This window comes from Pseudomonas sp. MWU16-30317 (genome assembly GCF_020515695.1).
Classification (GTDB): domain Bacteria; phylum Pseudomonadota; class Gammaproteobacteria; order Pseudomonadales; family Pseudomonadaceae; genus Aquipseudomonas.
Genome location: NZ_JAIWJA010000003.1, coordinates 752,663 through 776,859, shown reverse-complemented (window position 1 = coordinate 776,859; position 24,197 = coordinate 752,663). Strand labels below are relative to the sequence as shown.

General features: G+C 62.0%; 20 protein-coding genes and 1 pseudogene. 9 read left to right on the top strand and 12 right to left on the bottom strand.

Annotated features, from left to right (window positions below; genetic code table 11):
* Positions 1–116: 116 nt before the first annotated feature.
* The 5 genes from LIX93_RS12450 to LIX93_RS12430 all read left to right on the top strand — a co-directional run bounded on the left by LIX93_RS12450 (position 117) and on the right by LIX93_RS12430 (position 5,560).
* Complete coding sequence (locus LIX93_RS12450; protein WP_226504334.1) at positions 117–635, top strand: RNA polymerase sigma factor; 519 nt, start codon at positions 117–119, stop codon at positions 633–635.
* Positions 632–1,600 (top strand): FecR family protein, encoded by a 969-nt coding sequence (locus tag LIX93_RS12445; protein ID WP_226504333.1) that lies wholly within the window; start codon positions 632–634, stop codon positions 1,598–1,600. The genes LIX93_RS12450 and LIX93_RS12445 overlap by 4 nt, the downstream gene beginning before the upstream one ends.
* Before the next feature lie 142 nt (positions 1,601–1,742).
* Positions 1,743–4,178, top strand: coding sequence for a TonB-dependent siderophore receptor (locus tag LIX93_RS12440; RefSeq protein ID WP_226504332.1), 2,436 nt, complete (start codon positions 1,743–1,745; stop codon positions 4,176–4,178).
* A 63-nt stretch (positions 4,179–4,241) separates the two neighbouring features.
* The gene (locus LIX93_RS12435; protein ID WP_226504331.1) at positions 4,242–5,360 is read left to right on the top strand and encodes a PepSY domain-containing protein; all 1,119 of its coding nucleotides are present in this window, start codon (positions 4,242–4,244) and stop codon (positions 5,358–5,360) included.
* Positions 5,357–5,560 carry a hypothetical protein gene (locus LIX93_RS12430; RefSeq protein ID WP_226504330.1) on the top strand — a complete coding sequence of 68 codons (204 nt, stop codon included), beginning with the start codon at positions 5,357–5,359 and terminating at the stop codon, positions 5,558–5,560. Before LIX93_RS12435 ends, LIX93_RS12430 begins: the two co-directional genes overlap by 4 nt.
* A gap of 30 nt (positions 5,561–5,590) precedes the next feature.
* Here the strand turns inward: LIX93_RS12430 and LIX93_RS12425 are convergent, their stop codons facing one another.
* Complete coding sequence (locus LIX93_RS12425) at positions 5,591–6,103, bottom strand: ATP-dependent zinc protease (protein WP_226504329.1); 513 nt, start codon at positions 6,101–6,103, stop codon at positions 5,591–5,593.
* 224 nt (positions 6,104–6,327) lie between these two features.
* Between LIX93_RS12425 and LIX93_RS12420 the strand changes: the two genes are divergently transcribed.
* The gene (locus LIX93_RS12420; RefSeq protein WP_226504328.1) at positions 6,328–7,215 is read left to right on the top strand and encodes an acyltransferase; all 888 of its coding nucleotides are present in this window, start codon (positions 6,328–6,330) and stop codon (positions 7,213–7,215) included.
* A 296-nt stretch (positions 7,216–7,511) separates the two neighbouring features.
* Here LIX93_RS12420 and LIX93_RS12415 read toward each other — a convergent pair whose 3' ends face one another.
* Both LIX93_RS12415 and LIX93_RS12410 read right to left on the bottom strand, forming a co-directional pair.
* Positions 7,512–8,081 (bottom strand): DUF2780 domain-containing protein, encoded by a 570-nt coding sequence (locus LIX93_RS12415; RefSeq protein WP_226504327.1) that lies wholly within the window; start codon positions 8,079–8,081, stop codon positions 7,512–7,514.
* A 249-nt stretch (positions 8,082–8,330) separates the two neighbouring features.
* Entirely contained in the window at positions 8,331–10,754 is a 2,424-nt protein-coding gene (locus tag LIX93_RS12410; protein ID WP_226504326.1) for a glucose/quinate/shikimate family membrane-bound PQQ-dependent dehydrogenase, read from the bottom strand.
* Positions 10,755–11,126: 372 nt separating this feature from the next.
* Between LIX93_RS12410 and LIX93_RS12405 the strand changes: the two genes are divergently transcribed.
* Both LIX93_RS12405 and LIX93_RS12400 read left to right on the top strand, forming a co-directional pair.
* Positions 11,127–12,089: an RHS repeat-associated core domain-containing protein gene (locus LIX93_RS12405; protein ID WP_226504325.1), complete on the top strand. Its 963-nt coding sequence runs from the start codon at positions 11,127–11,129 to the stop codon at positions 12,087–12,089.
* Between the two features lie 102 nt (positions 12,090–12,191).
* Positions 12,192–13,025: an RHS repeat-associated core domain-containing protein gene (locus LIX93_RS12400; RefSeq protein ID WP_226504324.1), complete on the top strand. Its 834-nt coding sequence runs from the start codon at positions 12,192–12,194 to the stop codon at positions 13,023–13,025.
* Positions 13,026–13,054: 29 nt separating this feature from the next.
* Here the strand turns inward: LIX93_RS12400 and LIX93_RS12395 are convergent.
* Positions 13,055–13,218, bottom strand: a pseudogene (locus LIX93_RS12395) (IS5/IS1182 family transposase); the annotation flags it as partial.
* 121 nt (positions 13,219–13,339) lie between these two features.
* Between LIX93_RS12395 and LIX93_RS12390 the strand changes: the two are divergent.
* Positions 13,340–14,086, top strand: coding sequence for an RHS repeat-associated core domain-containing protein (locus LIX93_RS12390; RefSeq protein ID WP_226504323.1), 747 nt, complete (start codon positions 13,340–13,342; stop codon positions 14,084–14,086).
* Positions 14,087–14,157: 71 nt separating this feature from the next.
* Here the strand turns inward: LIX93_RS12390 and fdhA are convergent, their stop codons facing one another.
* From fdhA to LIX93_RS12350, 8 genes are all read right to left on the bottom strand, one after another.
* Positions 14,158–15,357 (bottom strand): formaldehyde dehydrogenase, glutathione-independent, encoded by a 1,200-nt coding sequence (gene fdhA / locus LIX93_RS12385; RefSeq protein ID WP_226504322.1) that lies wholly within the window; start codon positions 15,355–15,357, stop codon positions 14,158–14,160.
* Positions 15,358–15,580: 223 nt separating this feature from the next.
* Positions 15,581–16,438, bottom strand: coding sequence for a formyltetrahydrofolate deformylase (gene purU / locus LIX93_RS12380; protein WP_226504321.1), 858 nt, complete (start codon positions 16,436–16,438; stop codon positions 15,581–15,583).
* Positions 16,439–16,672: 234 nt separating this feature from the next.
* Positions 16,673–17,305 (bottom strand): sarcosine oxidase subunit gamma family protein, encoded by a 633-nt coding sequence (gene soxG, locus LIX93_RS12375; protein WP_226504320.1) that lies wholly within the window; start codon positions 17,303–17,305, stop codon positions 16,673–16,675.
* Between the two features lie 124 nt (positions 17,306–17,429).
* Positions 17,430–20,447 carry a sarcosine oxidase subunit alpha gene (locus tag LIX93_RS12370; RefSeq protein WP_226504319.1) on the bottom strand — a complete coding sequence of 1,006 codons (3,018 nt, stop codon included), beginning with the start codon at positions 20,445–20,447 and terminating at the stop codon, positions 17,430–17,432.
* The gene (locus LIX93_RS12365) at positions 20,444–20,740 is read right to left on the bottom strand and encodes a sarcosine oxidase subunit delta (protein ID WP_226504318.1); all 297 of its coding nucleotides are present in this window, start codon (positions 20,738–20,740) and stop codon (positions 20,444–20,446) included. The genes LIX93_RS12370 and LIX93_RS12365 overlap by 4 nt, the downstream gene beginning before the upstream one ends.
* A gap of 14 nt (positions 20,741–20,754) precedes the next feature.
* Positions 20,755–22,005, bottom strand: a complete 1,251-nt coding sequence (locus LIX93_RS12360; protein ID WP_226504317.1) for a sarcosine oxidase subunit beta family protein — start codon at positions 22,003–22,005, stop codon at positions 20,755–20,757.
* Positions 22,006–22,028: 23 nt separating this feature from the next.
* Positions 22,029–23,282: a serine hydroxymethyltransferase gene (gene glyA / locus LIX93_RS12355; RefSeq protein WP_226504316.1), complete on the bottom strand. Its 1,254-nt coding sequence runs from the start codon at positions 23,280–23,282 to the stop codon at positions 22,029–22,031.
* 174 nt (positions 23,283–23,456) lie between these two features.
* The gene (locus LIX93_RS12350) at positions 23,457–24,182 is read right to left on the bottom strand and encodes a TraX family protein (RefSeq protein WP_226504315.1); all 726 of its coding nucleotides are present in this window, start codon (positions 24,180–24,182) and stop codon (positions 23,457–23,459) included.
* Between the last annotated feature and the right edge of the window lie 15 nt (positions 24,183–24,197).

Below are 24,197 nucleotides of genomic sequence, written 5' to 3'. Positions count from 1 at the left end.
CTCGATCCTTGCATGCCCAGAATCTTCCGACAGAGCCCTATTGCACCTTCCGGAACCCCCTGCCACAATCGCGAACAATTCTCGTTATTTATAACATTTTGTTTCCGGGGACCGCCTTGTCCATTGCCCAGAGCCCTCAGCGCGAGTTGATCGGTACGCTTTACCGCGACCACCGCAGTTGGCTGCTCGCCTGGTTGAAGCGCAGCATCGCCTGCCCGCAGCGTGCCGAGGACCTCAGCCAGGATACCTTCGTGCGCCTGCTGGGCCGCGAGCGCCTGGACACCCCGCGCGAACCTCGGGCGTTTTTGCTGGCCATCGCCAAGGGCCTGCTGTTCGACCATTTCCGTCGCGCCGCCCTGGAACAGACCTACCTGGCCGAACTGATGCGCCTGCCGGAGGCCGAACAGCCCTCCCCCGAAGACCGCCAGTTGATCCTCGAAGACCTCAAGGCCATCGACGCACTGCTCGGCAAACTCTCCAGCAAAGCCCGCAGCGCCTTCTTGCTCAATCGCCTCGACGGCCTGAGCCACGGCGAAATCGCCGAGCAACTTGGGGTCTCGGTGCCGCGAGTGCGCCAGTACCTCGCCCAAGGCATGCGCCAGTGCTACGTGGCACTCTACGGCCAGCCGACGTGAATGCCGCCAGCGCTCCGGTCTCGGCGCACGTGCTGGATGCCGCCATCAACTGGCAGCTGCGCCTGGACGGCCCCCTCAGCGCGCCTGAACGCGAAGCCCTGATACGCTGGCTCGCCGCCCATGAAGAGCACGCCCGCGCCTGGCAGCAACTGGGCATGCTCGACCAACGCTTCAGCAACGCCACCGGCCCGGTGCGCAAGGCCCTGCTGCAATCGCGCGAGGGCAGCCGCCGGCGCGTGCGTACCTTGGGTGGGGGCTTGGCTGGGGTGGTCGCGCTGATCGCCGTCGCGTTGATCGCCAACGACCGCACCGCGCCGCTGGGCTACTGGCTGGCCGACCAGCGCACCGCCACCGGCGAGCAAAAGGTGGTGCAACTGGACGACGGCACGGTGATCAACCTCAACACTCATAGCGCCATCGACGTGCGCTTCAGCGCCGAGCAACGCCTGATCGTGCTGCGCGAGGGCGAAATCCTCGTCGAGACCGGGCACAAATATCACGATCAGCGCCCGTTCATCGTCACCACCGACGATGGCCAGATGCGCGCCCTGGGCACGCGCTTCGTGGTGCGCCGCGAGGACCATGGCACCCGCCTGAGCGTCTTGCACTCTGCGGTCGCAGCGCAGGCGCAAGCCGCTGGCGGCGAACGCATCATCAACGAAGGCGAACAAGTGCTGCTGCACCGCGACGGCCTCGACGCCACCCTGGCCCTGCGCCCCGGCGCCGACGCCTGGACCCGCGGCATGCTGGTGGTCGACAACGTGCGCCTGGCCGACCTGATCGATGAACTGGGCCGCTATCGCCGCGGCCACCTGGGCGTCGGCCCCGACGCCGCCGACCTGCGCATCACCGGCAGCTTTCCGCTCAAGGACACCAACCTGGCTCTCAAGGCCCTCCCGACTACCTTGCCGGTACAGATCGAACAGCGCACGCCGTGGTGGGTGACGGTAGTGGCCAAACAATAAGCTGCAAATACGTGTAGTGATGCAACTGGGCACAAGAACACCGTAAAAACCCTGCCAAAAAAATTATTTCCCTCCCCCCTATCACTTTCTCGATCTCGTCCGGCACACATGCAATCGCCTATTTCCTTCCAGGAGCTGCTGCATGTCCCGCCCTATGAACGCGCTGTTACGCCCTCGCTTGCTGGCCGTTGCCATCGCCATGGCGTTGCCGTTGGCCGGCACCGTTGCCTACGCTGCCGAGCAGGGCGCGGTGCGCAGCTACACCCTGCCGGCCGGCCCCTTGGCCAGCACCTTGAATCAAATCGCGAGCCAGGCCGGTATTACCCTGGCGCTGGACCCGAGCCTGGCCAACGGCCGCACTTCGGCACCGGTCAGCGGGTCATTCAGCGGGGTGGGCGCCTTGCAGGCAGCATTGAACGGCACGGGCTTGCAGCTGCAGCAGAGCAGCGCCGGTACCTACACTTTGGTGGCGGCGCCGGTGGGGGCGGTGTCGTTGCCGTCGACTGACATCAATGCGGCCGCAAACGAGGAAAGCGCCTGGGGGCCCGTCGAGGGCTACGTCGCAACCCGTACTGCGGCCGGGACCAAGACCGACACCGCACTGGTGGAAACCCCACGCTCCATCTCCGTGGCCACCCGCCAGCAGATGGACGACCGCGGCGTGCAGACCCTCGAAGACGCCGTCAAATACATGCCCGGCATCGTCTCGGCGAGCTACGGCAGCGACACCCGCTACGACTGGATGCGCGTACGCGGCTTCGAGCCGACCCAGTTCCTCGATGGCCTGCCGCTGCCCAAAGGCACCTACGCCAACCCGAAAATGGAAACCTGGGACCTGGACCGCCTCTCCCTGCTGCGCGGCCCGGCCTCTTCGCTTTACGGCCAGACGCCTCCCGGCGGCCTGATCGACATGGTCAGCCGGCGCCCGAGCGACGTCACCAGCCACGAAATATCCCTGCAGTACGGCAGCGACAACTGGCGCCAGATCAATTTCGCCAGCACCGGCAAGATCGACGACGAAGGCCGCTTCCTCTACGGCATCAGCGGCGTGATCCGTGACAGTGGCACCCAGATCGACCACGTCGACAACAAGCGCTACAACATCGCCCCCAGCCTGACCTGGAACATCGACCCGGACACCAAACTGACCTTCCTCAGCCAGTTCACCCGCGACGATACCGGCACCACCAGCCAGTTCCTGCCGATTCAGGGCACCAAGATCAAGACCCCGTTCGGCGACATCTCCCACCACAAGAACCTGGGCGATCCTGACTACGACTACTACGACCGCACCTACTACGCGCTGGGCTATGCGTTCGAGCACCGTTTCAACGACGTGTGGCAGTTCCACCAGAACCTGCGCTACACCAAGTCCGATCTCGCGTTCCAGACCGTCACCGTCAACTCCTACATTTCGGGTCTCCCCAATTACACCGTGGACGCCAACGGTAATCTCGGCCGCGGCAGCACCAACGTCGACGAAGACATCAGCCAGTTCGCCCTGGACAACAACTTCCAGGCGGACTTCAACACGGGCGATATCAGCCATACCTTGCTGATGGGAGCCGACCTGCAGCGCATCAACACCAATTACCTGTCGATCTTCGGCAAAGCCTCGTCGATCAACGTCAACGACCCGGTGACCACCACGCCAACCGTTCGCCCTGCGCGCTCCACTGCGTTCTACGACTACGACCAGAAAACCACCCAGACCGGCGTTTACCTGCAAGACCAGATGGCCTTGGACAAATGGCGCTTCACCCTGGGCGGTCGCGAAGATTGGGTGCACACCGGCACCAAGTTCTTCAACAAGGACAATGCCACCAACACCGCGCGAGACAGCAACTTCAGCCTGAACTCGGCCGTCAGCTACGTGTTCGATTCGGGCGTGGTGCCTTACCTGTCCTACGCCGAGTCGTTCCAGCCGACCATGGGCGCGGACATGACCACCACCAGCTCGTTCAAGCCGACCCAGGGCAAGCAGTGGGAAATGGGTATCAAGTACCAGCCGCCCGGCTCCAAGACTCTGCTGACCGCCGCCGTGTATGACCTGACGCAGAAAAACGTCGCCGTCACCGACAGCGCCAGCGGCACGCCAATCACCAGCCAGGAAGGCGAAGTCAAAGTCAAAGGCCTCGAACTGGAAGCCATCTCTGACCTGACCGACAACATCAAGTTGATCGCCGCCTACACCCTGGCCAAGTCCGACATCCAAAAAGGCGACAACAAAGGCAACCGTCTGCAACTGATGCCTAACCAACAAGCCTCCCTGTGGACCGACTACACCTGGCACAACGGCGTACTCAACGGCTTCGGCATCGGCGCGGGCGCCCGCTACACTGGCAACACCTATGGCGACCAGGCCAACACCTGGCTGGGCAAGGCCGACGCCTACACCGTATTCGATGCCTCGGCGCACTACGACCTGGGCGCGCTGTCCGGCAAGCTCAAAGGCGCCTCCCTTGGTGTAACCGCGAAGAACGTCTTCAACAAGGACTACATCTCCACCTGCGACGGTTACTACTGCTACTACGGCGACCAGCGCAGCGTTGTCGCCAGCGCCACCTATAAGTGGTAATCACCTGATGCCTCACACCAGCCGCCCTCAGGGGCGGCTTTTGTCGTTCTGGACACCTGTGAAATGAACAGTAAAACAATTCGTCGCTGGTCCTTCATCCACACCTGGTCCAGCCTGATCTGTACGCTCTTCCTCCTGCTGCTGGCGCTCACCGGCCTGCCGTTGATCTTCCATCATCAGATCGACCATCTGCTGGGCAACGAGCCGACTTTCGCCACGCTGCCCGCAGGCACCCCGCACCTGGACCTGCAGCAACTGGTCGAGGCCGCCGAGCGCCATCGCCCGGGCGAGGTGGTGCAGTATTTCGGCTGGGATGACGACGCCCCTGAAGGCGTGATGGCGATCACCGCCGCCACGGCCGACACCGAGCCCAACTCGTCCCACACCTTCATGCTCGACGCGCGCACCGGCCAGGCGCTGGCGATGCCGTCGGCCAACGGCGGCTTCATGATGGTCATGCTGCGCCTGCACGTGGACATGTACGCGGGGCTGCCGGGCAAGCTGTTGCTGGCGTTCATGGGCGTGCTGTTCGTGCTGGCGATCGTCTCCGGGGTGGTGCTCTATGCGCCCTTCATGCGCCGCCTGGACTTCGCCACCGTGCGCCAGCACAAGTCGAGCCGGGTGCGCTGGCTCGACCTGCACAATCTGCTGGGCATCGTCACGCTGACCTGGGCGCTGGTGGTGGGCGTCACCGGGGTGGTGAGCGCCTGCGCCGACCTGCTGATCGCCGCCTGGCGCAACGACAGCCTCAGCGCCATGGTCGCGCCCTACCGCGATGCGCCGCCGCTGGTGCAGCGTGCGCCGGCCACACGCTTGCTGGAGATAGCCGAACAGGCCGCGCCGGGCATGACCGCCGATTTCATCGCCTTCCCCGGCACGCGGTTTTCCAGCGCGCATCACTATGCGGTTTTCCTCAAAGGCGCCACGCACCTGACCTCGCACCTGCTGACCCCGGTGCTGATCGACGCACCTACCTTGCAGGTCACTGCGGTCGCCGAGCGGCCTTGGTACATGGATGCCATGGGGCTGTCGCAGCCATTACATTTCGGTGACTACGGCGGGCTGCCGATGCAGGTGCTGTGGGCACTGCTGGATGGCTTGACGATCATTATCCTGGGCAGTGGCGTATATCTGTGGTGGGTACGACGCCGGGCGGCGGCGCAGCTCGAGGTGGCGCCATGAGCAAGCGCAAGCCCAGGCTGTGGCCGGTGTTCAAGGTGCCGGTGTCGATAGGGCTGCTGAGCGCCGCCGGGTTGTTCGCGGCGCTGCTGGGCGATGGCGCTTGGGACACGCTGAGCTGGGTGGGGCTGGGGCTACCGGCGTGGCTGGGGCTGCGCGGGCTGTTGGTGCGACGCGGCCCGATGCCACCGCACAAGCACTAGGCGACCGCTCACGAGCGGCTATGCACCGGGTCAGGAGCAGTCCGGCTGTCCTGCCGTAAAGCGCCGCATCGGGTTGATCGCCGCGTTGAAGTCGCGCATCCCCTTGACTCCGATCAGCAGCGGGTAGGTGAAGTTGCTGCGATCGGTCAGGCTGACCTCGACCGTCTGCTTGTCTTCGCCAATGCACATGCTCAGCTCGATTACCGGACGCTCGGCCGCCTCGGCCGCCTCTCGGACGTCATCTTCTTCGATACGGCTCTTGACCTTGGCGACGCGCGCCAGCCGGTGCTCGTACACCTTGGCGTCGTCCTTGTCGCTGCCCAGCTGAAAACTCACCCACTGCTCGCCGTCTCGCTCGAAGCGCTGGATGTTCCTGGCCGACAACGATGAGGTCAGCGCGCCGGTGTCCATCTTGGCTTTGAGCGTCTCGCCGATCTCCGGCAATTTGATGTATTCGTAACGGCCATACAGTACGGGGTCTTCGCCAGCCAGGGCCAGGATCGGCAATACCAGGAGCGACAGCAGGACACAAACCGATTTCACTTAAGGATTTCCTCGATGGGCGCGCGCGGCCGTCCTTGCCTGGCAAAACGCAGTAACAGCATAAGACCACTCATCACCAAGAGGTTCGCGGTTCCAGCAAGAATGGCCTGTGGCCGTTTTAATAAAAAGTAAAAATTTAGTTAGCTAAAGCCGACCGGGTGAATTGGCGTAAGCCCCTGACCTGCTTATCATTGCCGGCCAAAACAATGACCCCGAGTTTCGCCATGCGTCGCGTGCTTACTGGCCTGACTGCCAGCCTGCTGTTACTCCTCAATACGCTGTTCTGGATCGTCCCTCTGCTGATTTTCGCCGTGATCAAACTGGCGTTGAGAGGTCGCTGGCGCGACCACGCGTCGCGGGCGGTGATGTGGTTCGCCGAAACCTGGGCCGAGGTCGACAAACTGATCTTCGCCCTGTGCACCCCTACCCGATGGGACATCCGTGGCGCCGAACATTTGCACATCGACCGCTCCTATCTGGTGGTCAGCAATCACCAGTCGTGGGTCGACATCCCGGCGCTGATCCAGGCCTTCAACCGGCGCACGCCGTTCTTCAAGTTCTTCCTGAAAAAAGAGCTGATCTGGGTGCCGCTGTTGGGCTTGGCCTGGTGGGCGCTGGACTACCCCTTCATGAAGCGCTACACCAAGGCCTTCCTCGACAAGCACCCGCAGCTCAAGGGCGAAGACCTGAAAATCACCAAGGCCGCCTGCGCGCTGTTCAAGCGTCAGCCGGTGACCATCGTCAATTACCTCGAAGGCACGCGCTTCACTCAGGCCAAACACGACGAGCAGCAATCGCCCTATCGTTATCTGCTAAAGCCCAAGGCCGGCGGCGTGGCCTTCGTGCTGGCCGCGCTGGGGGAGCAACTGGACACTGTGCTGGACGTGACCGTGGTGTATCCGAATGGGCGGATTCCGGGGTTCTGGGATTTGCTGTGCGGCTCGGTGAGCAAGGTGATCGTGGATATCCGCGCACTGCCGATCGAGCGGGGGCTGGTCGAAGGGTGCTATGAAAGCGACCCGGTGTTTCGCGAGAAGGTGCAGGGCTGGGTGAATGGGTTGTGGGAAGCCAAGGACGAGCGGATCAAGTCAATACACGCACAAAGGCTTTGAGATACGGCGCGTATTACCTGATCCAGCAGCACTGAATTCAGTAAAAGTGGCACGCTCAAGCTCTTCTGATATAGGTCACCGGACGATAATCCACCTTGTGTCCGGCGGACGACGACGATGCGCACGCTTTGAGCCCTGTTGATGATCAATAATCGAGACTGATGGCGGGCCAATTGGATTGCTGCCAGTGAAGAGGACATCCGTCACCACGCAATACTTACGGCGAGAATCCAACTAGCAGTTCTGTCAACTTGTGGCATCGATACAGAACTGCTAGTTATCAAAAAAGCGGCATGTCAGTTACCGGTGCCCCAGATGCTGCCGAGGCTCTTGAGCACCGTCCCGCCCACGCCTTGCTGCCCCAAATACTGCAGAATCACCGGCGCAAATTGGCCGACCATACCGCTGTCCATGCCCAATTTGGTGAAGGCGCTGTTCATGTCGGCCGCAGACTTCACGTTATCAAGCGCACTGCCCAGGCCGGCGGCACTGCTGCTGCCGCCCGAGCCCAGCAGCCCACCCAGGCCGTTCAGGCCACCCAAGGCATTGGCGCCTGACAGCGAATCGAGGCCCGGCACCTGCTTGGTCAACTGCGAATAATCGCCGCTGGCGAGTTTGTTCTTGGCAAGCGCGAGCATGGCGCCGGTACCGCCTACCGCTTGCTGCGGGGTGACGTTGAGCTGGGTGCCCAGGGTGTTCAGCAACCCCGCCGCCTGCGGGGCCGCCGCCACTGCTGCGCCGTCGCTTTTGTTGTTGCCCTGAAGGGTCGAAGCAGCGTTGACGGCGTCGTTCAGGTTGAAAGCGAAAGCCGAACTGGACGCCAGGGCCATCAGCACGGCGAGGGACAGGGAACGTGGAGTATTCATGAAAGGCAGCCTCTTGCAGCAAAAGTCGAATTCGCCCTGTTGGAGGGTGAAAGGCTGATTATGTTGCAATTGTGTCGAAAATTATGTGAATGGCTGACGGCCCCTTCGCGGGCAAGCCTTGCTCCCAAACCTGTGGGAGGAGGGCTTGCCCGCGAAGAGGCCCGCAAGATCACGCTGACTGATCGCCTGAAACAAAAAACCCGCTGCCACCCTTTCAGGCGACAGCGGGTTTCGAGTACCGCGAACGACTTACTTGCTGTCAGGCAGCGCGTAAGCGATCACATAGTCGCCACGATCAGGCGACTGACGCGCACCGCCGGCAGTGATGACCACGTATTGCTTGCCGGTCTTGGGCGAAACGAAAGTCATCGGGCCGCCCTGGCTGCCCACGGGCAGACGGGCCTTCCAGGCCTCTTCACCGTTGGCGGTGTTGAAGGCGCGCAGGTAGTAATCCTGAGTACCGGCGATGAACACCAGGCCACCTTGGGTCGACAGCGTGCCACCCAGGGTTGGCATGCCAATCGGTAGTTGCAGGCCCATCTTGATGCCCATCGGGCCGGTGTCCTGCACGGTACCTACGGGTACTTGCCAGGCGATTTTCTGGGTCTTCATGTCGATCGCGCTCAGCGTACCGAACGGTGGCGCCTGGCATGGAATGCCGGCTACCGACAGGAAGCGGTTCTTGTTGACGGCGTATGGCGTGCCCTTGAGCGGTACAGCGCCCATGCCGGTGTTGATCGCTTCGCCACCCGAGGAGGCCTTGGCGTCTTTTTGCTGCGGCACCATCTGGCTCCACAGGCCCAGACGCATGTCGTTGACGAAGATGAAACCGTGCACCGGATCAACCGACAGGCTGCCCCAGTTCATGCCACCCAACGAGCCTGGGAAGCTCAGCGACACGTCGGTACCCGGCGCGGTGTACAGGCCGTCGTAGCGCATTTGCTTGAACGAGATACGGCACAGCATCTGGTCGAACGGCGTGGCGCCCCACATGTCCGATTCGGTCAGGGTCTGCGCGCCGATCTGCGGCATGCCCACCGATTTCGGCTGGGTCGGCGAGTACGGTTCGCCGGGGATGTCGGATTTCTTGACCGGGACTTCTTCAACCTTGGTCAATGGCTGACCGGTCTTGCGATCCAGCACGTAGATCTGACCGGCCTTGGTGCCGATCACCACGGCCGGAACCTTGGTGCCGTCAGGCTTGGCGAAATCGGTGAGGGTCGGCTGCATCGGCAGGTCGAAATCCCATAGGTCGTTGTGAACGGTCTGATAGACCCACTTCTGGTCGCCGGTGGTGGCGTTCAGTGCGACGACCGAGGCGCCGTATTTGTGGTTCAGGTCGGTCCGCTCGACACCATAGATGTCGGTCGACGAGCTGCCCATCGGCAGGAACACGGTATTCATCAGCGGATCGTAGGACATCGGCGCCCAGCTGTTCGGGGTGCTGCGCACGTAGGTCTTGCCATCAGCAGGGGCTTGCTTGTCTGCAGGGTTGCCCGGGTCGAACGCCCAGCGCATGGCGCCAGTGACCACGTCGAAACCACGGATCACGCCGCCAGGCATGTCGGTCTGCACGTTGTCGGCTACCCGGCCGCCAACCACAACGGTGGTACCGGCCATCAACGGCGCCGAGGACAGCTGGTAGTAGGAATCAGGCACGTTGCCCAGGCCGGCTTTCAGGTCGATTTCGCCCTTGTTGCCGAAGCCCTGGCACAGCTCGCCGGTGTCGGCGTCAACGGCGATCAGGCGTGCGTCGATGGTGTTGGTCAGCAGGCGACGGGTGCAATTGGCGCCAGCGGGCACGGCCACCGGTGCATCCGGCGTGCTGCCATCCGTCGGGGCGGCAATCGCGGCGCTGGCATCGAAGTACGCCAGTCCACGGCAACGCTGCCACACGGCCGATTTCGCGTCGGTCTTGTGCTGCCACAGCTGTTTGCCGGTATCGGCATCCAGCGCGATGATGTTGTTGTGCGGGGTGCAGATGAACACCTTGTCGCCCACTTGCAGCGGGGTCATCTGGTCTTCTGCACCGTTGCCGTTGCTGATTGCCACGTCACCGGTGTGGAAGGTCCAGGCCGGCACCAGCTTGGCGACGTTGCTGCGGTTGATCTGGTCGAGCGCGGCGAAGCGGCTGCCACCTTCATCGTTACCGTAGTGCTCCCAGTTTTTCTGGGCGTGTGCAGGGTCGACCTTGGTCAGGCCCGGCAGCTCGCCGTTCGGCGCCACCGAGGCGTGGGGAATGAACATGCCATAACCACCCGCGACCACCGCGATCGCCAGCAGGCCGGCCAGTGCATAACCGCCGCGACCGCCCGCCAGACCATTGGCCTTGCGCAGGGTCGGGTAGGTCAGCGCGACGACCAGGCTGAGCACACCCAGGGCGAACAGGCGCGAGATCTGCGGCCAGAACACCAGGCCGGCATCGACCAGCGCCCAGATCACCGACAACACCATGACGGCCGCGAACAGCCAGGCGCCCAGCAGGCGTTTGCGGGCGTACAGCACGGCCGAAACGATCATGCCGAGGCCGGCCAGCAAGAAGTACCAGCTACCGCCCAAAGAGGCGAGGTAGCCACCGAGACCCGCGAACGGGAGGCCAAATACCAGCATGCCGAGCGCGGCGAGCCACAGGGGCCAGCGTGCGGCGGTTGCCGTGGGGTGAGACTTAGTCATGTTGCATGATCCTACTGACGCATGAACGTGGGTGGGGGATGTTTAAGGGTAGTGCAGGCAACGGCCGTCATCCCTTCGCAGGGGAGGGGCCGTCGAGGGTCTCAGAACGGTTGCCAGTACCGGAATGCGCGCTTTGAGGGCCGCAAACGCTGATCCAGGCAGACGCCCAACAAGGTATTAACCAGTTAGTTAGTTTTTTAACGATAGCAAAAAAAGACCGTAGCTGCGACAAATTGTCGTTTGCGAGATTGCGAAAGACTGTTGTGGGGATGGTAATAATCGGGGCGACCACGTGGCGAGACCTATCAGATCTGCGAGTACCCAACACCGTAAGCGCGGGAGGAAAATAGATGGATACTCAGGAGTTACCACATGCTCGCTCTGTCCTCACCCTCGGTTTTATTCGCAACTGATCAAGCCTCTTCAGTACTCAGCGTCCATGGTGTGGGCCGCAGACTGACCATCACCTATGACCCATTCGGTTATGGCGCCAAGGCAGATGCTGCGCTGACAGGATTCAATGGACAACATTACGAACAGGCTACGCGCACCTATCTGTTGGGCAATGGCTATCGAGCCTTCAATCCTTTGATACGACGTTTCCATAGTCCGGACGCCTACAGCCCATTCGGGGCAGGCGGATATAACGCTTATTGTTATGGCGCCGGAGACCCACTCAACCGTGTGGATCCGACTGGGCACTTCTGGCAGCTCCTCTCAAATGCATGGCAGCGATTGAGAGCTGCGGTCCCTTGGCGCGGCGTCGCGAGACGCAACCTTAGCGTTTCCAGCGTGCATAGCGCGGGACTTGCCGAGTACTTGGGTCAACGTTCTGCACGGTCTAGCATTGGCCGCGCCTCGACGTCATCCGGCGGCTCCGCATGGTCGTCTTCGTCTTCGTCTTCTTCTTCATCTTTGTCTCTCATGCCAGGCGAGTATTCACAGGTCCCGCGAGACCCCAGAGGTCGTCGAGCCAATAGAGTTTCGAAGCAACATGAGCTGGAAACAGTGATTCGAGACGGCGAATATAAAGGCTTGGACATGTCCCAAGCCATCAAGACCCTCAACAAGAGATACCCAGGGGCTTATTCGAAAATCCCGCCTCCGGCGCCCACAGCATGGCAGCAACCAGCGCCTCTTAGATACGACAGTAGACCTCAACAATTCGCACCTCCCCCGTATGAAACTCGCAGCGGCAGGTACAACGCTTCTGGTCGGGCTGGGCAGACCGGACTGCCACCTCCACGCTACCCGGAGCACGGCCCGAACCCTACCACTTTGAGTGTCGTTAACGAGGGAGTCAGGACTAATACGGCAGGGGCGCGAGCTCCATAGAAGGGAGAAGGTGCATAAGGCACCCTTACCTATCAGATTTGCTAGTACCTCTCGCACGAAAGTCCGTTGAAACTGGAACCTCCCGACTTTGGAAATTCAGACATGTCCACACAGCAGCGGATCCCTGTCCTTTTCACCTCAGATCAAAGTGCAACGACGCTTGGAGTCATAGGTGAGGGATATAACGACTTTGTCGCCTATAGTCCTTTTGGCTATCAACGCTGTAGCGATAACTGGGTCTGGCCTGGTTTAAATGGCCAACGGCTAGAGCGGCCACTCCAGATCTACTTGTTAGGTCATGGATACCGTGCCTATAGATCCGCACTCAACCGCTTTGACAGCCCAGACGACCTGAGCCCTTTTGGAGAGGGTGGGCTTAATGCGTATGCTTATTGCAAAAGCGACCCTATCAATATGACAGATCCCAGCGGGCATGCAGGCGTCGCTACCCTGCTGAAACGCTTCAGGAGCCCCAAAAGACCAAAACCAAGCAAAACGCTTCACCCAACCTTGATGCCCGACCCTGCTCCAAAAGTACGAATCATTACAGCGCGCGCTGATACTGATAGGCCTTGGCGAAGGATTCTTGGTAGCGAGGAGAATGTTTCGCCCGCAATTTACAACCCTCAGAACTTCCCATGGCGATCCACGTATGGCAACGGTACCCATGCACCCGTGACTACGTTGAACCTAAACCGCCCGTGGCTATCCACTTCTGGCAACGGTACCCACACACCCGTGACTACGTTGAACCTAAACCGCCCGTGGCGATCCACTTCTGGCAACGGTACCCATGCACCCGTGACTACGTTGAAACCAAACCGCCCCTGGAACACTAGTCCGCAACGCAGCCCAAGTACAACGACGAGTTCCAATACAGGCGAAAATTTGCCATGGACAAGCTCCAGCGCCACTAAAACAATCCGGGAGCGCTAGAACAGAAACATAGGAGGGTGTAGACAAGATCAAATCGTAAGTCGACGTGCAAGCATCCGAGCCTCGGCCAGCCGCACCCAAGCCTCGTTCACGGCAAATAACCGGTCGTGGTGCATGATTAGTCGCCGGGCCCTCTCGTTCCAGGCAGAGTCCGCTCGACTACCCAGCGCCTGGGCATCACCACAAAACCGCTCGGAGCAGGCGCTGCCACCAGTGCCATCCACATCAAACTCGACTGAACCTATCAGATCTGCGAGTACCCTTTTTCAAATTAGCGTTGGACACTGGAGCCTTGACACTATCGAGATTTCGCCATGGCACTTGAAGCAAAAAATCAGAGCCTTCTCGCCACAGATCAGAGTAACTCGGTGCTACACGCAGGGCACCACAGCATGACGTACAGCCCGTTCGGCTATTGTCAGAACTTAGTGACCGCCGCATCTGGATTCAATGGCGAGGTGTTCGATCCCGTTATGGGTGGGTATCTCCTCGGCAACGGTTATCGAAATTTCAGCGCTGAAATACAGCGTTTTCATACCCCGGACAGTTTGAGTCCGTTTGGGGCTGGCGGGATCAATGCATATGTCTATTGCGAGGGGGATCCGTTAAATTATATAGATCCAAGCGGGCATATCAAATTTCTCAAAGGACTTAGAAAGCTGTTTAATTTCGGTGGAAAATCTGCAAAAAAGACCAAATCTTTAGACAATTTAACCCAACCAGGGAAAATTAAAACCCTAGCGAACAACCTTAGTAAGAGCACCAACAATCTATATGCACCTCCAACAAGCAATATCGTCAACCCCCCTCCTACAAACCTAGGCAAATCGGCGCCCGCGCCCTCCAAGAAAACAGTAGTTCTCTATGAAAAAACCTACACAGACGGGGCTGGCGTTGAACATCGCGGCGTGTTCAGTTACCCGAAGAAGCGTTTTACCCCTGGGGGAAATGCCTCACGCGACACAAATTCGGGACCACTAAAAAGGCGCTCGAGTTTCAATGATGAAGAGATGAAAGAGCTAAATGACATCCTGATCGGAATACGCACAGACCCGACCTAAAGGTCCTGTCGCTCTCGCTGATATGCCCCCGATGTATGCGCTCATCGGGGGCAACCCCCCTCACTCATGTTTTACGCAGCGCTAAAAAGCTTATGCGGATCAATCACAAACTTCTTCGGCACCCCCGCATCGAACTCGCCATACCCTTGCGGCGCCTGATCCAGCGAGATCACCTGCACCCCGACCACCTCGGCAATATTGAGCCGCCCCCACATGATCGCCTGCATCAGCTGGCGGTTGTACTTCATGGTCGGGGTCTGCCCGGTGTGGAAGCTGTGGGATTTCGCCCAGCCCAATCCAAAGCGAATGCTCAGGCTGCCCAGCTTTGCTGCGGCATCGACAGCGCCCGGGTCTTCGGTGACGTACAAACCGGGGATGCCGATCTTCCCTGCCACCCGCACCACACCCATCAATGAGTTGAGCACCGTGGCCGGGGCTTCGGCCTTGGCGCCGACATGGCCATGGCCGCGAGCCTCGAAACCGACGGCATCAACGGCGCAGTCCACTTCTGGTTCGCCCAGCAGCGCGGCGATCTGCTCGTGCAGCGGGGTGTCGGTGGACAGGTCGGCGATCTCGAAGCCCTGGGACTTGGCGTGTGCCAAGCGGGCCGGGTTGACGTCGCCGACGATGACCACCGCCGCGCCCAGCAAGCGTGCCGAGGCAGCCGCCGCGAGGCCGACCGGGCCGGCACCGGCGATGTACACGCTGCTGCCAGGCCCTACGCCGGCCGTGACTGCGCCGTGGTAGCCGGTGGGGAGGATGTCGGAGAGGCAGGTCAGGTCGCGGATCTTCTCCATGGCCTTGTCGCGGTCCGGCAGTTTGAGCAGGTTGAAATCGGCATAAGGCACCAGCACGAATTCGGCCTGGCCGCCGACCCAGTCGCCCATGTCGACGTAGCCATAGGCACCGCCCGGCCGAGCCGGGTTGACGGTCAGGCACACGCCGGTGTGTTGTTCCTTGCAGCTGCGGCAGCGGCCACAGGCAACGTTGAAGGGCACCGAGACCAGGTCGCCGACCTTGATGTGCTCTACATCTCGGCCGACTTCCAGCACCTCGCCGGTGATCTCGTGACCGAGCACCAGGCCGACCTGGGCGGTGGTGCGGCCGCGGACCATGTGCTGGTCGGAGCCGCAGATATTGGTAGACACCACACGCAGGATGACCCCGTGTTCGATGCGCTTGCCGCGCGGGTCCTGCATTTTCGGGAAGGGGATAGATTGCACCTCGACCTTGCCGTTGCCGAGATACACCACACCACGATTATCAGACATGCGTTCACCTCTATTATTGTTGGAAAAGAGTGTTACTGGCTTGCTTGGAACTACTGCTGTGAATGGCGGTACGCGTTGTTAGTGGCAGTGGCCGATCCCGTGCTGCTGTGTTGAATGTGAGGGCGCCTTCGCGGGCAAGCCCGGCTCCCACAATGGATCGCCATACATCTGTGGGAGCAAGGCTTGCCCGCGAAGGGGCCGGCATGAACGACATATAAAACTGCTACAACACCACCGTCCGATTGGCATTGAGGAACACCCGCCGCTCGATATGAAACCCCACCGCACGCGCCAGGGTCTGGCATTCGATGTCGCGGCCCTTGGCGATCAGGTCTTCAGGGTAGGCGCTGTGGTCCACAACTTCCACGCCCTGGGCGATGATCGGGCCTTCGTCGAGGTCGTTGTTGATGTAATGCGCGGTCGCACCGACCAGCTTCACGCCTTTGTTGTAGGCCTGATGGTAGGGCTTGGCGCCTTTGAAACCGGGCAGCAACGAGTGATGGATGTTGATTGCCCAGCCGTCCATGCGGCGGCACAGCTCGGGCGACAGCACTTGCATGTAACGGGCGAGAATCACCAGCTCGGCGCCGGTCTGCTCGATCACCTCAAGCACTTTGCGCTCTTGCGCGGGCTTGTCGTGGGGGTCGAGGGGGAAATGGTGGTAAGGGATACCGTGCCAGGCGGCCAGCGGTTCGAGGTCGGGATGGTTGGAGACCACCGCGACCACGTCCATGGACAGCTGGTTGATGCGCTGGCGATAGAGCAGGTCGTTGAGGCAGTGATCGGCCTTGGAGACCATGATCACCACCTTGGGCCGGAACTGCGGCGGGGTCAGCTCGAAGACCATGCCGAACTGCTGGCCGCGCTCGCTGAGGCCGGCGCGGAAGGCTTGCTCGTCGAAGCCGTCAGGCTGGCGGAACTCGACGCGGATGAAGAAACGCGCGCTAAGGCGGTCATCGAACGAATGGTGCTCGGTGACGTAGCAGCCCTGCTCGAACAGGTAGCGAGTGACGGCGTCCACCGTACCCAGCAGGCTGGGGCAGTCGGCGGTGAGGATCCAGGTATCGGGGGCGCGGCTCATGGGGTGTCCTTGCTCTTTATGGTAGCGAGGGGGCTTGCCCCCGGAAAATTTGCCTGATACACCGCCGATCGGGGCAAGCTCCCTCGCTACAGTTATGTGGAGGTCTTACGGCCCCTTCGCGGGCAAGCCTTGCTCCCACAGGTGTACGACGATCCATTGTGGGAGCAGGGCTTGCTCCCAGGTGTACGACAATCCATTGTGGGAGCAGGGCTTGCCCGCGAAGGGGCCGCCAGGTCAGGCCTTGATTTCCAGCCCGAACTCGGCCGAAGCATCCTGCAGCCACAACCACCAGTAATCGGCGAAGCTGCGGCGGATCAGCAGTTCCCAAGTCGTTTCATCAGCGCGACGAATCACTAGCTGCGATTTGGCGAACACCGTGCCAATCGCCTTGCCCACCGGGAAGTTGTTGGGGTGCACGTCGTAGCTGGTGGACTTCATCAACACCTCGCGCACGTTGGCGCCGGTCAGTTCGAGCAGCGTCTGGCCGCCACTGACGTTGACCACTGCGATATGCAGGCCGGCCAGGGCTTCACGCAGCTTTTGCTCGGCCGCCAGTTCTTCACCGCTCGGCACGATCAGCAGCCACTCATCCGGGCCCAGCCACTGCAGCGAAGTTTCGCCGTTGTAAACCACCTTGAGCGCCGACGGCAGCTCCAGGCCCAGGGCCTTGTGAACACCGCCGGCAAAGGCGGGATCGTGGCCGTCGCCGCGCAGGGTCAGGTGGCCCAGCAGTTTTTTCTCGCGCAGCGTCACGCCGGCGTTGCTGCGGCCCTTGCCGACCAGGCTGGCGAGGTCGGCATGGTGCAGCGGTGTCTCGACTTTCACGCCCTCGGCGGGGCGTTGTTGGTAAACGTTGACTGTGGTCATAAGGACACCTGTCGTTGAATGCTGTACGTCGGAGATCTCGGGTGTACTCACTGTGGGAGCAAGGCTCGCCCGCGAAGGCGTTCTCGAGGGCCCCTTCGCGGGCAAGCCTTGCTCCTACAATCGGTCAGATATTCTGCCGCTCACCCTTCGGATCGATGAACACCGAGGAGCAGATCTCCGCCTCGATCACCGTGCCATCGGCCAGCGGTGCGAACACCTTCTCGCCCATGCGCTTCAAGCCGCCCTTCACCACCGCCAAGGCAAACGAATGCCCCAGGCTCGAGCTCATGTAGCTCGACGTCACGTGGCCGCACATGCTCATCGGGATCGACTGTTGGGTGTCGAACACCAGCTGCGCGCCCTCAGGCAGCACCTTGTTGCCGTCCACCGGCTTGAGGCCGACCAGCTGTTTACGCTGCTCGCGCACGCAGTCTTCGCGATTCATGCCGCGCCAGCCGATCCACGAGAACGGCTTGGTACGGCCTACACACCAGCCCATGTTCAAGTCGTCCGGGGTCATCGAGCCGTCGGTGTCCTGGCCGACGATGATGAAGCCCTTCTCGGCACGCAGCACGTGCATGGTCTCGGTGCCGTACGGGGTGAGGTTGTACTGCTTGCCCGCCGCGACGATTTTTTCCAGCACACCCATGGCGTAGTCGGCCTGGATGTTGACCTCGTAAGACAATTCGCCGGTAAACGAAATCCGGAACACCCGCGCCGGTACACCGCCCACCAGGCCTTCCTTCCAGGTCATGAACGGGAAGGCGTCCTTGTCCAGGTCGATGTCGGTCACTTCACTCAGCAGCTTGCGGCTGTTGGGGCCCGACAGGGTCAGGGTCGCCCAGTGGTCGGTGACCGAGGTGAAGTACACCTTCAGGTCTGGCCATTCGGTCTGCTGATAGATTTCCAGCCACTGCAGCACGCGTGCAGCGCCGCCGGTGGTGGTGGTCATCAGAAAGTGGTTGTCGGCCAGGCAGGCGGTCACGCCGTCGTCGAACACCATGCCGTCTTCTTTGCACATCAGGCCGTAACGGGCCTTGCCCACGTCCAGTTTGGTCCAGGCGTTGGTATAGATGCGGTTGAGGAATTCCCGCGCGTCCGGGCCCTGAATGTCGATCTTGCCTAGGGTCGAAGCGTCCAGCAGGCCGACGCTGTCACGCACGGCCTTGCACTCGCGGGCGACCGCCGCGTGCAGGTCTTCGCCGCGCTTGGGGAAGTACCACGGGCGTTTCCACTGGCCGACGTCTTCGAACTCGGCGCCATTGGCCACATGCCAGGCGTGCAGCGCGGTGAAGCGCACCGGTTCGAACAGGTGACCGGCATGACGGCCGACGATGGCGCCGAAGGTCACCGGGGTGTAGTTGGGGCGGAACATGGTGGTGCCCATCTCGGTGATCGAGATGCCGCGGCTGCGGGCGGCGATGGCCAGGCCGTTGATGTTGCCCAGCTTGCCCTGATCGGTGCCGAAGCCCAGCGCAGTGTAACGCTTGACGTGCTCGACCGACTCGAAGCCCTCGCGGGTCGCCAGTTCGATGGCGGCGGCGGTGACGTCGTTCTGCAAGTCGACGAACTGCTTGGGTGCCCGAGCGGTCGGCTTGTCGTGGGGCACTTGATACAGCGCCACGGTGGCTTCTTCAGGGCGCGAAAGGGTCTGCGGCACAGTGCCTTCGACGATCTTGAAGCCCGCTTCGGCGGCAGCGCGGGCGCCCCCTTCAAAGCCATCGGCCAGCGCGTCGCCCAAGGCGAACACACCGTTGATGCCACCCACGCACACACGTTTTTGCGGTGCATCACCCGGCACGAAACCAAGGATATCTTCACGCCACACCGGCTTGCCGCCCAAGTGCGAAGCCAGATGCACCACCGGGCTGTAGCCGCCGGAGCTGGTGATCAGGTCGCAATCGAGCCACTCGCCAGGGCTGGTGACCTGCAAGCGCGCGACGTCGATGGCGGCGATGCGCGCGCCGGTCACGTGCTTGCTGCCACGGGCTTCGATCACGGCGCTGGAGGTGAGAATACGCACGCCCTTGGCGCGGGCTTCTTCCACCAGTGCGCCACGCGGGTTGCTGCGTGCATCGGCCACGGCCACCACTTGCAGGCCGGCGTCGAGCCAGTCCAGCACCACGCGGTAGGCGAAATCGTTGTTGGTGCCGAGCACCAGTTTCTTGCCCGGCGCCACGCTGTAACGGTGGACGTAGGTGGACACCGCACCCGCGAGCATGTTGCCCGGCACATCGTTGTTGCCATACACCTGCGGACGCTCGTGGGCGCCGGTGGCCAACACCACGCGCTTGGCGCGCACACGGTGCAGGCGCTGACGCACCTGGCCGATCGGCGCGCGGTCACCGAGGTGATCGGTAAGGCGCTCGTGGATGGTCAGGAAGTTATGGTCGTGGTAACCGTTGACGGTCGCCCGGGGCAGCAGCACCACGTCGGGCAGGCTGCGCAGTTCGGCGATCACGCTGGCGACCCACTCGGTCGCCGGCTGGCCGTCAAGGCTCTCGCGGGTGTCCAGCAGGCTGCCGCCGAACTCTTCCTGCTCGTCGGCCAGAATCACCCGTGCACCGCTGCGCGCAGCGGCCAGTGCGGCGGCCAGACCGGCGGGGCCGGAGCCCACCACCAGCACGTCGCAGTGCTGGTTGTAGTTGTCGTAGGTGTCCGGATCGACTTCAGTCGGCGAACGGCCCAGGCCCGCGGCTTTGCGGATGTACTTCTCGTACGTCATCCAGAACGACTGCGGGTACATGAACGTCTTGTAGTAGAAGCCTGGCGGCATCAGCTTGCCGCCGACCTTGCCGAGGATGCCCATCACGTCGGTGTTGACGTTCGGCCAACCGTTGGTGCTGGTGGCCACCAGGCCCTGATACAGCGCCTGCTGAGTGGCCCGCACGTTGGGGATCTGGGTGGCTTCGGTGGCGCCGATCTGCAGCACCGCATTGGGCTCTTCGGCGCCGGCGGCGACGATGCCGCGTGGCCGCGAGTACTTGAAGCTGCGGCCGATGATGTCGACGCCGTTGGCCAGCAACGCGGCAGCCAGGGTGTCGCCTTCATAGCCCTTGTAGCTCTGGCCGTTGAAGGTGAACGTCAGGACCTTGCTGCGATCGATACGACCGCCGTTGGACAGGCGATTGACCTGGCTCATGCTTTCTCTCCTGCGCCAGTCACTTGCGGCCTGGTGCCGATCGGATAGGTTTCGAGAATCTCGTAGGTCACGGTGTCGCGGGTGGCGTTGAAGTACTGACGGCAACCGGCGGCGTGAATCCACAGCTCGTGGTGAAGGCCACGCGGGTTGTCACGGAAGAACATGTACTCGCCCCACTCGGCATCGGTGCAAGCACCGGGGTCCAGCGGACGCGGAATGTGCGCCTGGCCCGAGCCGTGGAATTCTTCTTCGGAGCGCAGTTCGCCGCAATGAGGACAGAAGATGTGCAACATGGATGATTCTCCTGTTAGTGGGCGACCGCGGCAGCGCCGTGTTCGTCGATCAGTGCGCCGTTGTGGAAGCGCTCGATGGAAAAGGGTTTGGCCAGCGGGTGCATTTCACCCTTGGCCAGGCTCGCGGCAAACACATTGCCCGAACCCGGAGTGGCCTTGAAACCGCCGGTACCCCAACCGCAGTTGAAGAACATGTTCGGCACCGGCGTCTTGGAGATGATCGGGCAGGCGTCCGGCGTGGTGTCGACGATGCCGCCCCATTGGCGGTTCATGCGCACCCGCGAGAGCACCGGGAACATCTCGACGATGGCCTGGATGGTGTGCTCGATCACCGGGTACGAACCGCGCTGGCCGTAGCCGACCCAGCCGTCGATACCGGCACCGATCACCAGGTCGCCCTTGTCGGACTGGCTGATGTAACCGTGCACGGCGTTGGACATGATCACGCTGTCGATGATGGGTTTGATCGGTTCCGACACCAGCGCTTGCAGCGGGTGGGATTCAACCGGCAGACGGAAGCCCGCCAGCTTGGCCATGTGCCCGGAGTTACCGGCTGTCACGACACCGACGCGCTTGGCGCCGATAAAGCCCTTGTTGGTCTCGACGCCGATACAGACGCCGTTTTCCTTGCGAAAACCGATCACCTCGGTCTGCTGGATCAGGTCCACGCCCAAGGCGTCGGCCGCACGGGCGAAGCCCCAGGCCACGGCATCGTGACGGGCCACGCCACCGCGACGCTGCACGGTGGCGCCGATGATCGGGTAACGGGTGTTCTTGCTGCAGTCCAGGTACGGAATCTCTTCAGCCACCTGCTTGCCGTTGAGCAGTTCGCCATCGACGCCATTGAGGCGGTTGGCGCTGACCCGACGCTCGGAGTCACGCATGTCCTGCAGGGTGTGGCACAGGTTGTAGACACCGCGCTGCGAGAACATCACGTTGTAGTTGATGTCCTGAGACAGGCCTTCCCACAGCTTCATCGCGTGTTCGTACAGGAACGCCGACTCGTCCCACAGGTAGTTGGAACGCACGATGGTGGTGTTGCGCGCGGTGTTGCCGCCGCCCAGCCAGCCCTTCTCGACCACGGCCACGTTGGTGATGCCGTGCTCCTTGGCCAGATAGTAGGCCGTGGCCAGGCCGTGCCCGCCGCCGCCGACGATGACCACGTCGTAGACCTTTTTCGGGGTCGGCGTGCGCCACATGCGCTGCCAGTTTTCATGATGGCTGAGCGAGTGCTTGAAGAGGCCGAAGCCCGAATAGCGTTGCATAGTCATTTACTCCAGACAGGCTCTCAGCGGTAAACCGGGAAGTCGGCGCACAGGGCGGTGACGTTCCTGGCCACATCGGCCTCGACGTCGGCATCGCCCAGGTTGTCGAGGATGTCGCAGATCCAGCCGGCCAGCGCCACGCATTGGCTGACCTTGAAGCCACGGCTGGTGACGGCCGGCGTACCGATGCGCAGGCCCGAGGTCACGAATGGCGACTGTGGATCGTTAGGTACGGCGTTCTTGTTGACGGTAATGTGCGCGCGGCCCAGGGCGGCGTCGGCCTCTTTGCCGGTCAGGCCCTGGCGGATCAGGCTGACCAGGAACAGGTGGTTATCGGTGCCGCCGGACACTACATCGTAGCCACGCTCGATAAACACGCCAGCCATCGCCTGGGCGTTGTCGATCACTTGCTGCTGATAGGCCTTGAAGCTCGGCTCCAGGGCTTCCTTGAAGCACACCGCCTTGGCCGCGATCACATGCATCAGCGGGCCGCCCTGACCACCAGGGAACACCGCAGAGTTGAGCTTTTTCTCGATCTCTTCGTTGGCCTTGGCCAGGATCAAGCCGCCACGGGGGCCGCGCAGGGTCTTGTGCGTGGTAGTGGTGACCACGTCAGCGTAGGGCAACGGATTGGGGTACAGACCGGCGGCGACCAGACCGGCCACGTGAGCCATGTCCACGAACAGATAGGCACCGACCTTGTCGGCGATCTCGCGGAAACGCGGGAAATCCAGAGTTTTCGAATACGCCGAGAAGCCGGCGATGATCATCTTCGGCTGGTGCTCCACGGCCAGACGCTCGACTTCGTCGTAGTCAATCAGCCCGGTGTCGGTATCGATGCCGTACTGCACGGCGTTGTAGAGCTTGCCCGAGAAGCTCACCTTGGCGCCGTGGGTCAGGTGACCGCCGTGGGCCAGGCTCATGCCCAGCACGGTGTCACCGGCCTGCAGCAGGGCGAGGTACACCGCAGCGTTGGCTTGCGAACCCGAGTGCGGCTGGACGTTGGCGTAATCGGCACCGAACAGCTGCTTGGCGCGCTCGATAGCCAGCAATTCGACCTTGTCGACATGCTCGCAACCCCCGTAGTAACGCTTGCCAGGGTAGCCTTCGGCGTACTTGTTGGTCAGGCCGCTGCCTTGAGCCTGCATCACGCGCTTGCTGGTGTAGTTCTCCGAGGCGATCAGTTCGATGTGATCTTCCTGACGCTGCTCTTCGGCGTTCATGGCCGCCAGCAGGGCGTCGTCGTAACCTTGGATCTGGTCTTGTTTGCTGAACATCAGGGTTCTCCCGGCGGCGGCGTCGCGCCTGTGGCATCAGGTCAGCGGCCCCCACGGGAAGGCCGCCCTATGGATGCGATGGTAGGGCTGGCGCGTGCGGCTCAGATGCCTACGCACGCCACGCAAAGGTGCGTTTACGACATGGCTGTCGGTGGCGGGATGGATTGAGCCCTGTCAAGACGCTGCAGGCCCCAGAATCAGGGCCTTCAGCGCCCACAAGCAGAGGAAGTGCAGCGGGTAGAAACCGTAGCCCCAACGGCCCAAAGGCGGGATAGCCACAGCCAGGCGCTGACGTAAAAGCGACATGCCCAGCGCCGGCGCCAGCAGGCAGGCGGCGATGCCCGCCATGGCCACCCAATAGCCCTGCATCGACTGATCGAGCAGTTCGAGCCACACGTTCGCCAACAGGCACACCAGCCCCGGCAGGATCTGCCACGCCAGCGGGCGCTTATAGACCAGCCACATCACCGCCGGCAGCAGCACGCCGGGCAGACCGAACATCAAATCGTCGCTCCAGCGCGCCGCCACGCCCAATGCCAGCGCGCCTAGCGCGAGGGCCAAGGGCGTGCGTTGCCTGAGCGCATTGGCGACCAGCAGGCCGAGCGTCAGGGTGGGCATGACACTGAGTGTTTCAGCCGGTACGACGAACAGCCGATACGGCCATTCCGACAACAGCGTGAACGCCAGCATCCAGCCCAGGTACCGCCACGGCAACGGTGCGGTTCGATCACGCCGCGCCTGATGCGCCGCAATCGCCAGGCAAAACCACGGGAACGCCAGGCGACCGGGGATATACAGCGGGTCCAGTGAATCGCCGATGTAGCGCAGGTGGTCGAGCACCATGCTCAGCATGGCCAGCCACTTGAGGGCATCCAGTGCCGTGTCGCGATTTGCCTGCATGTGGGTTTCCCTATG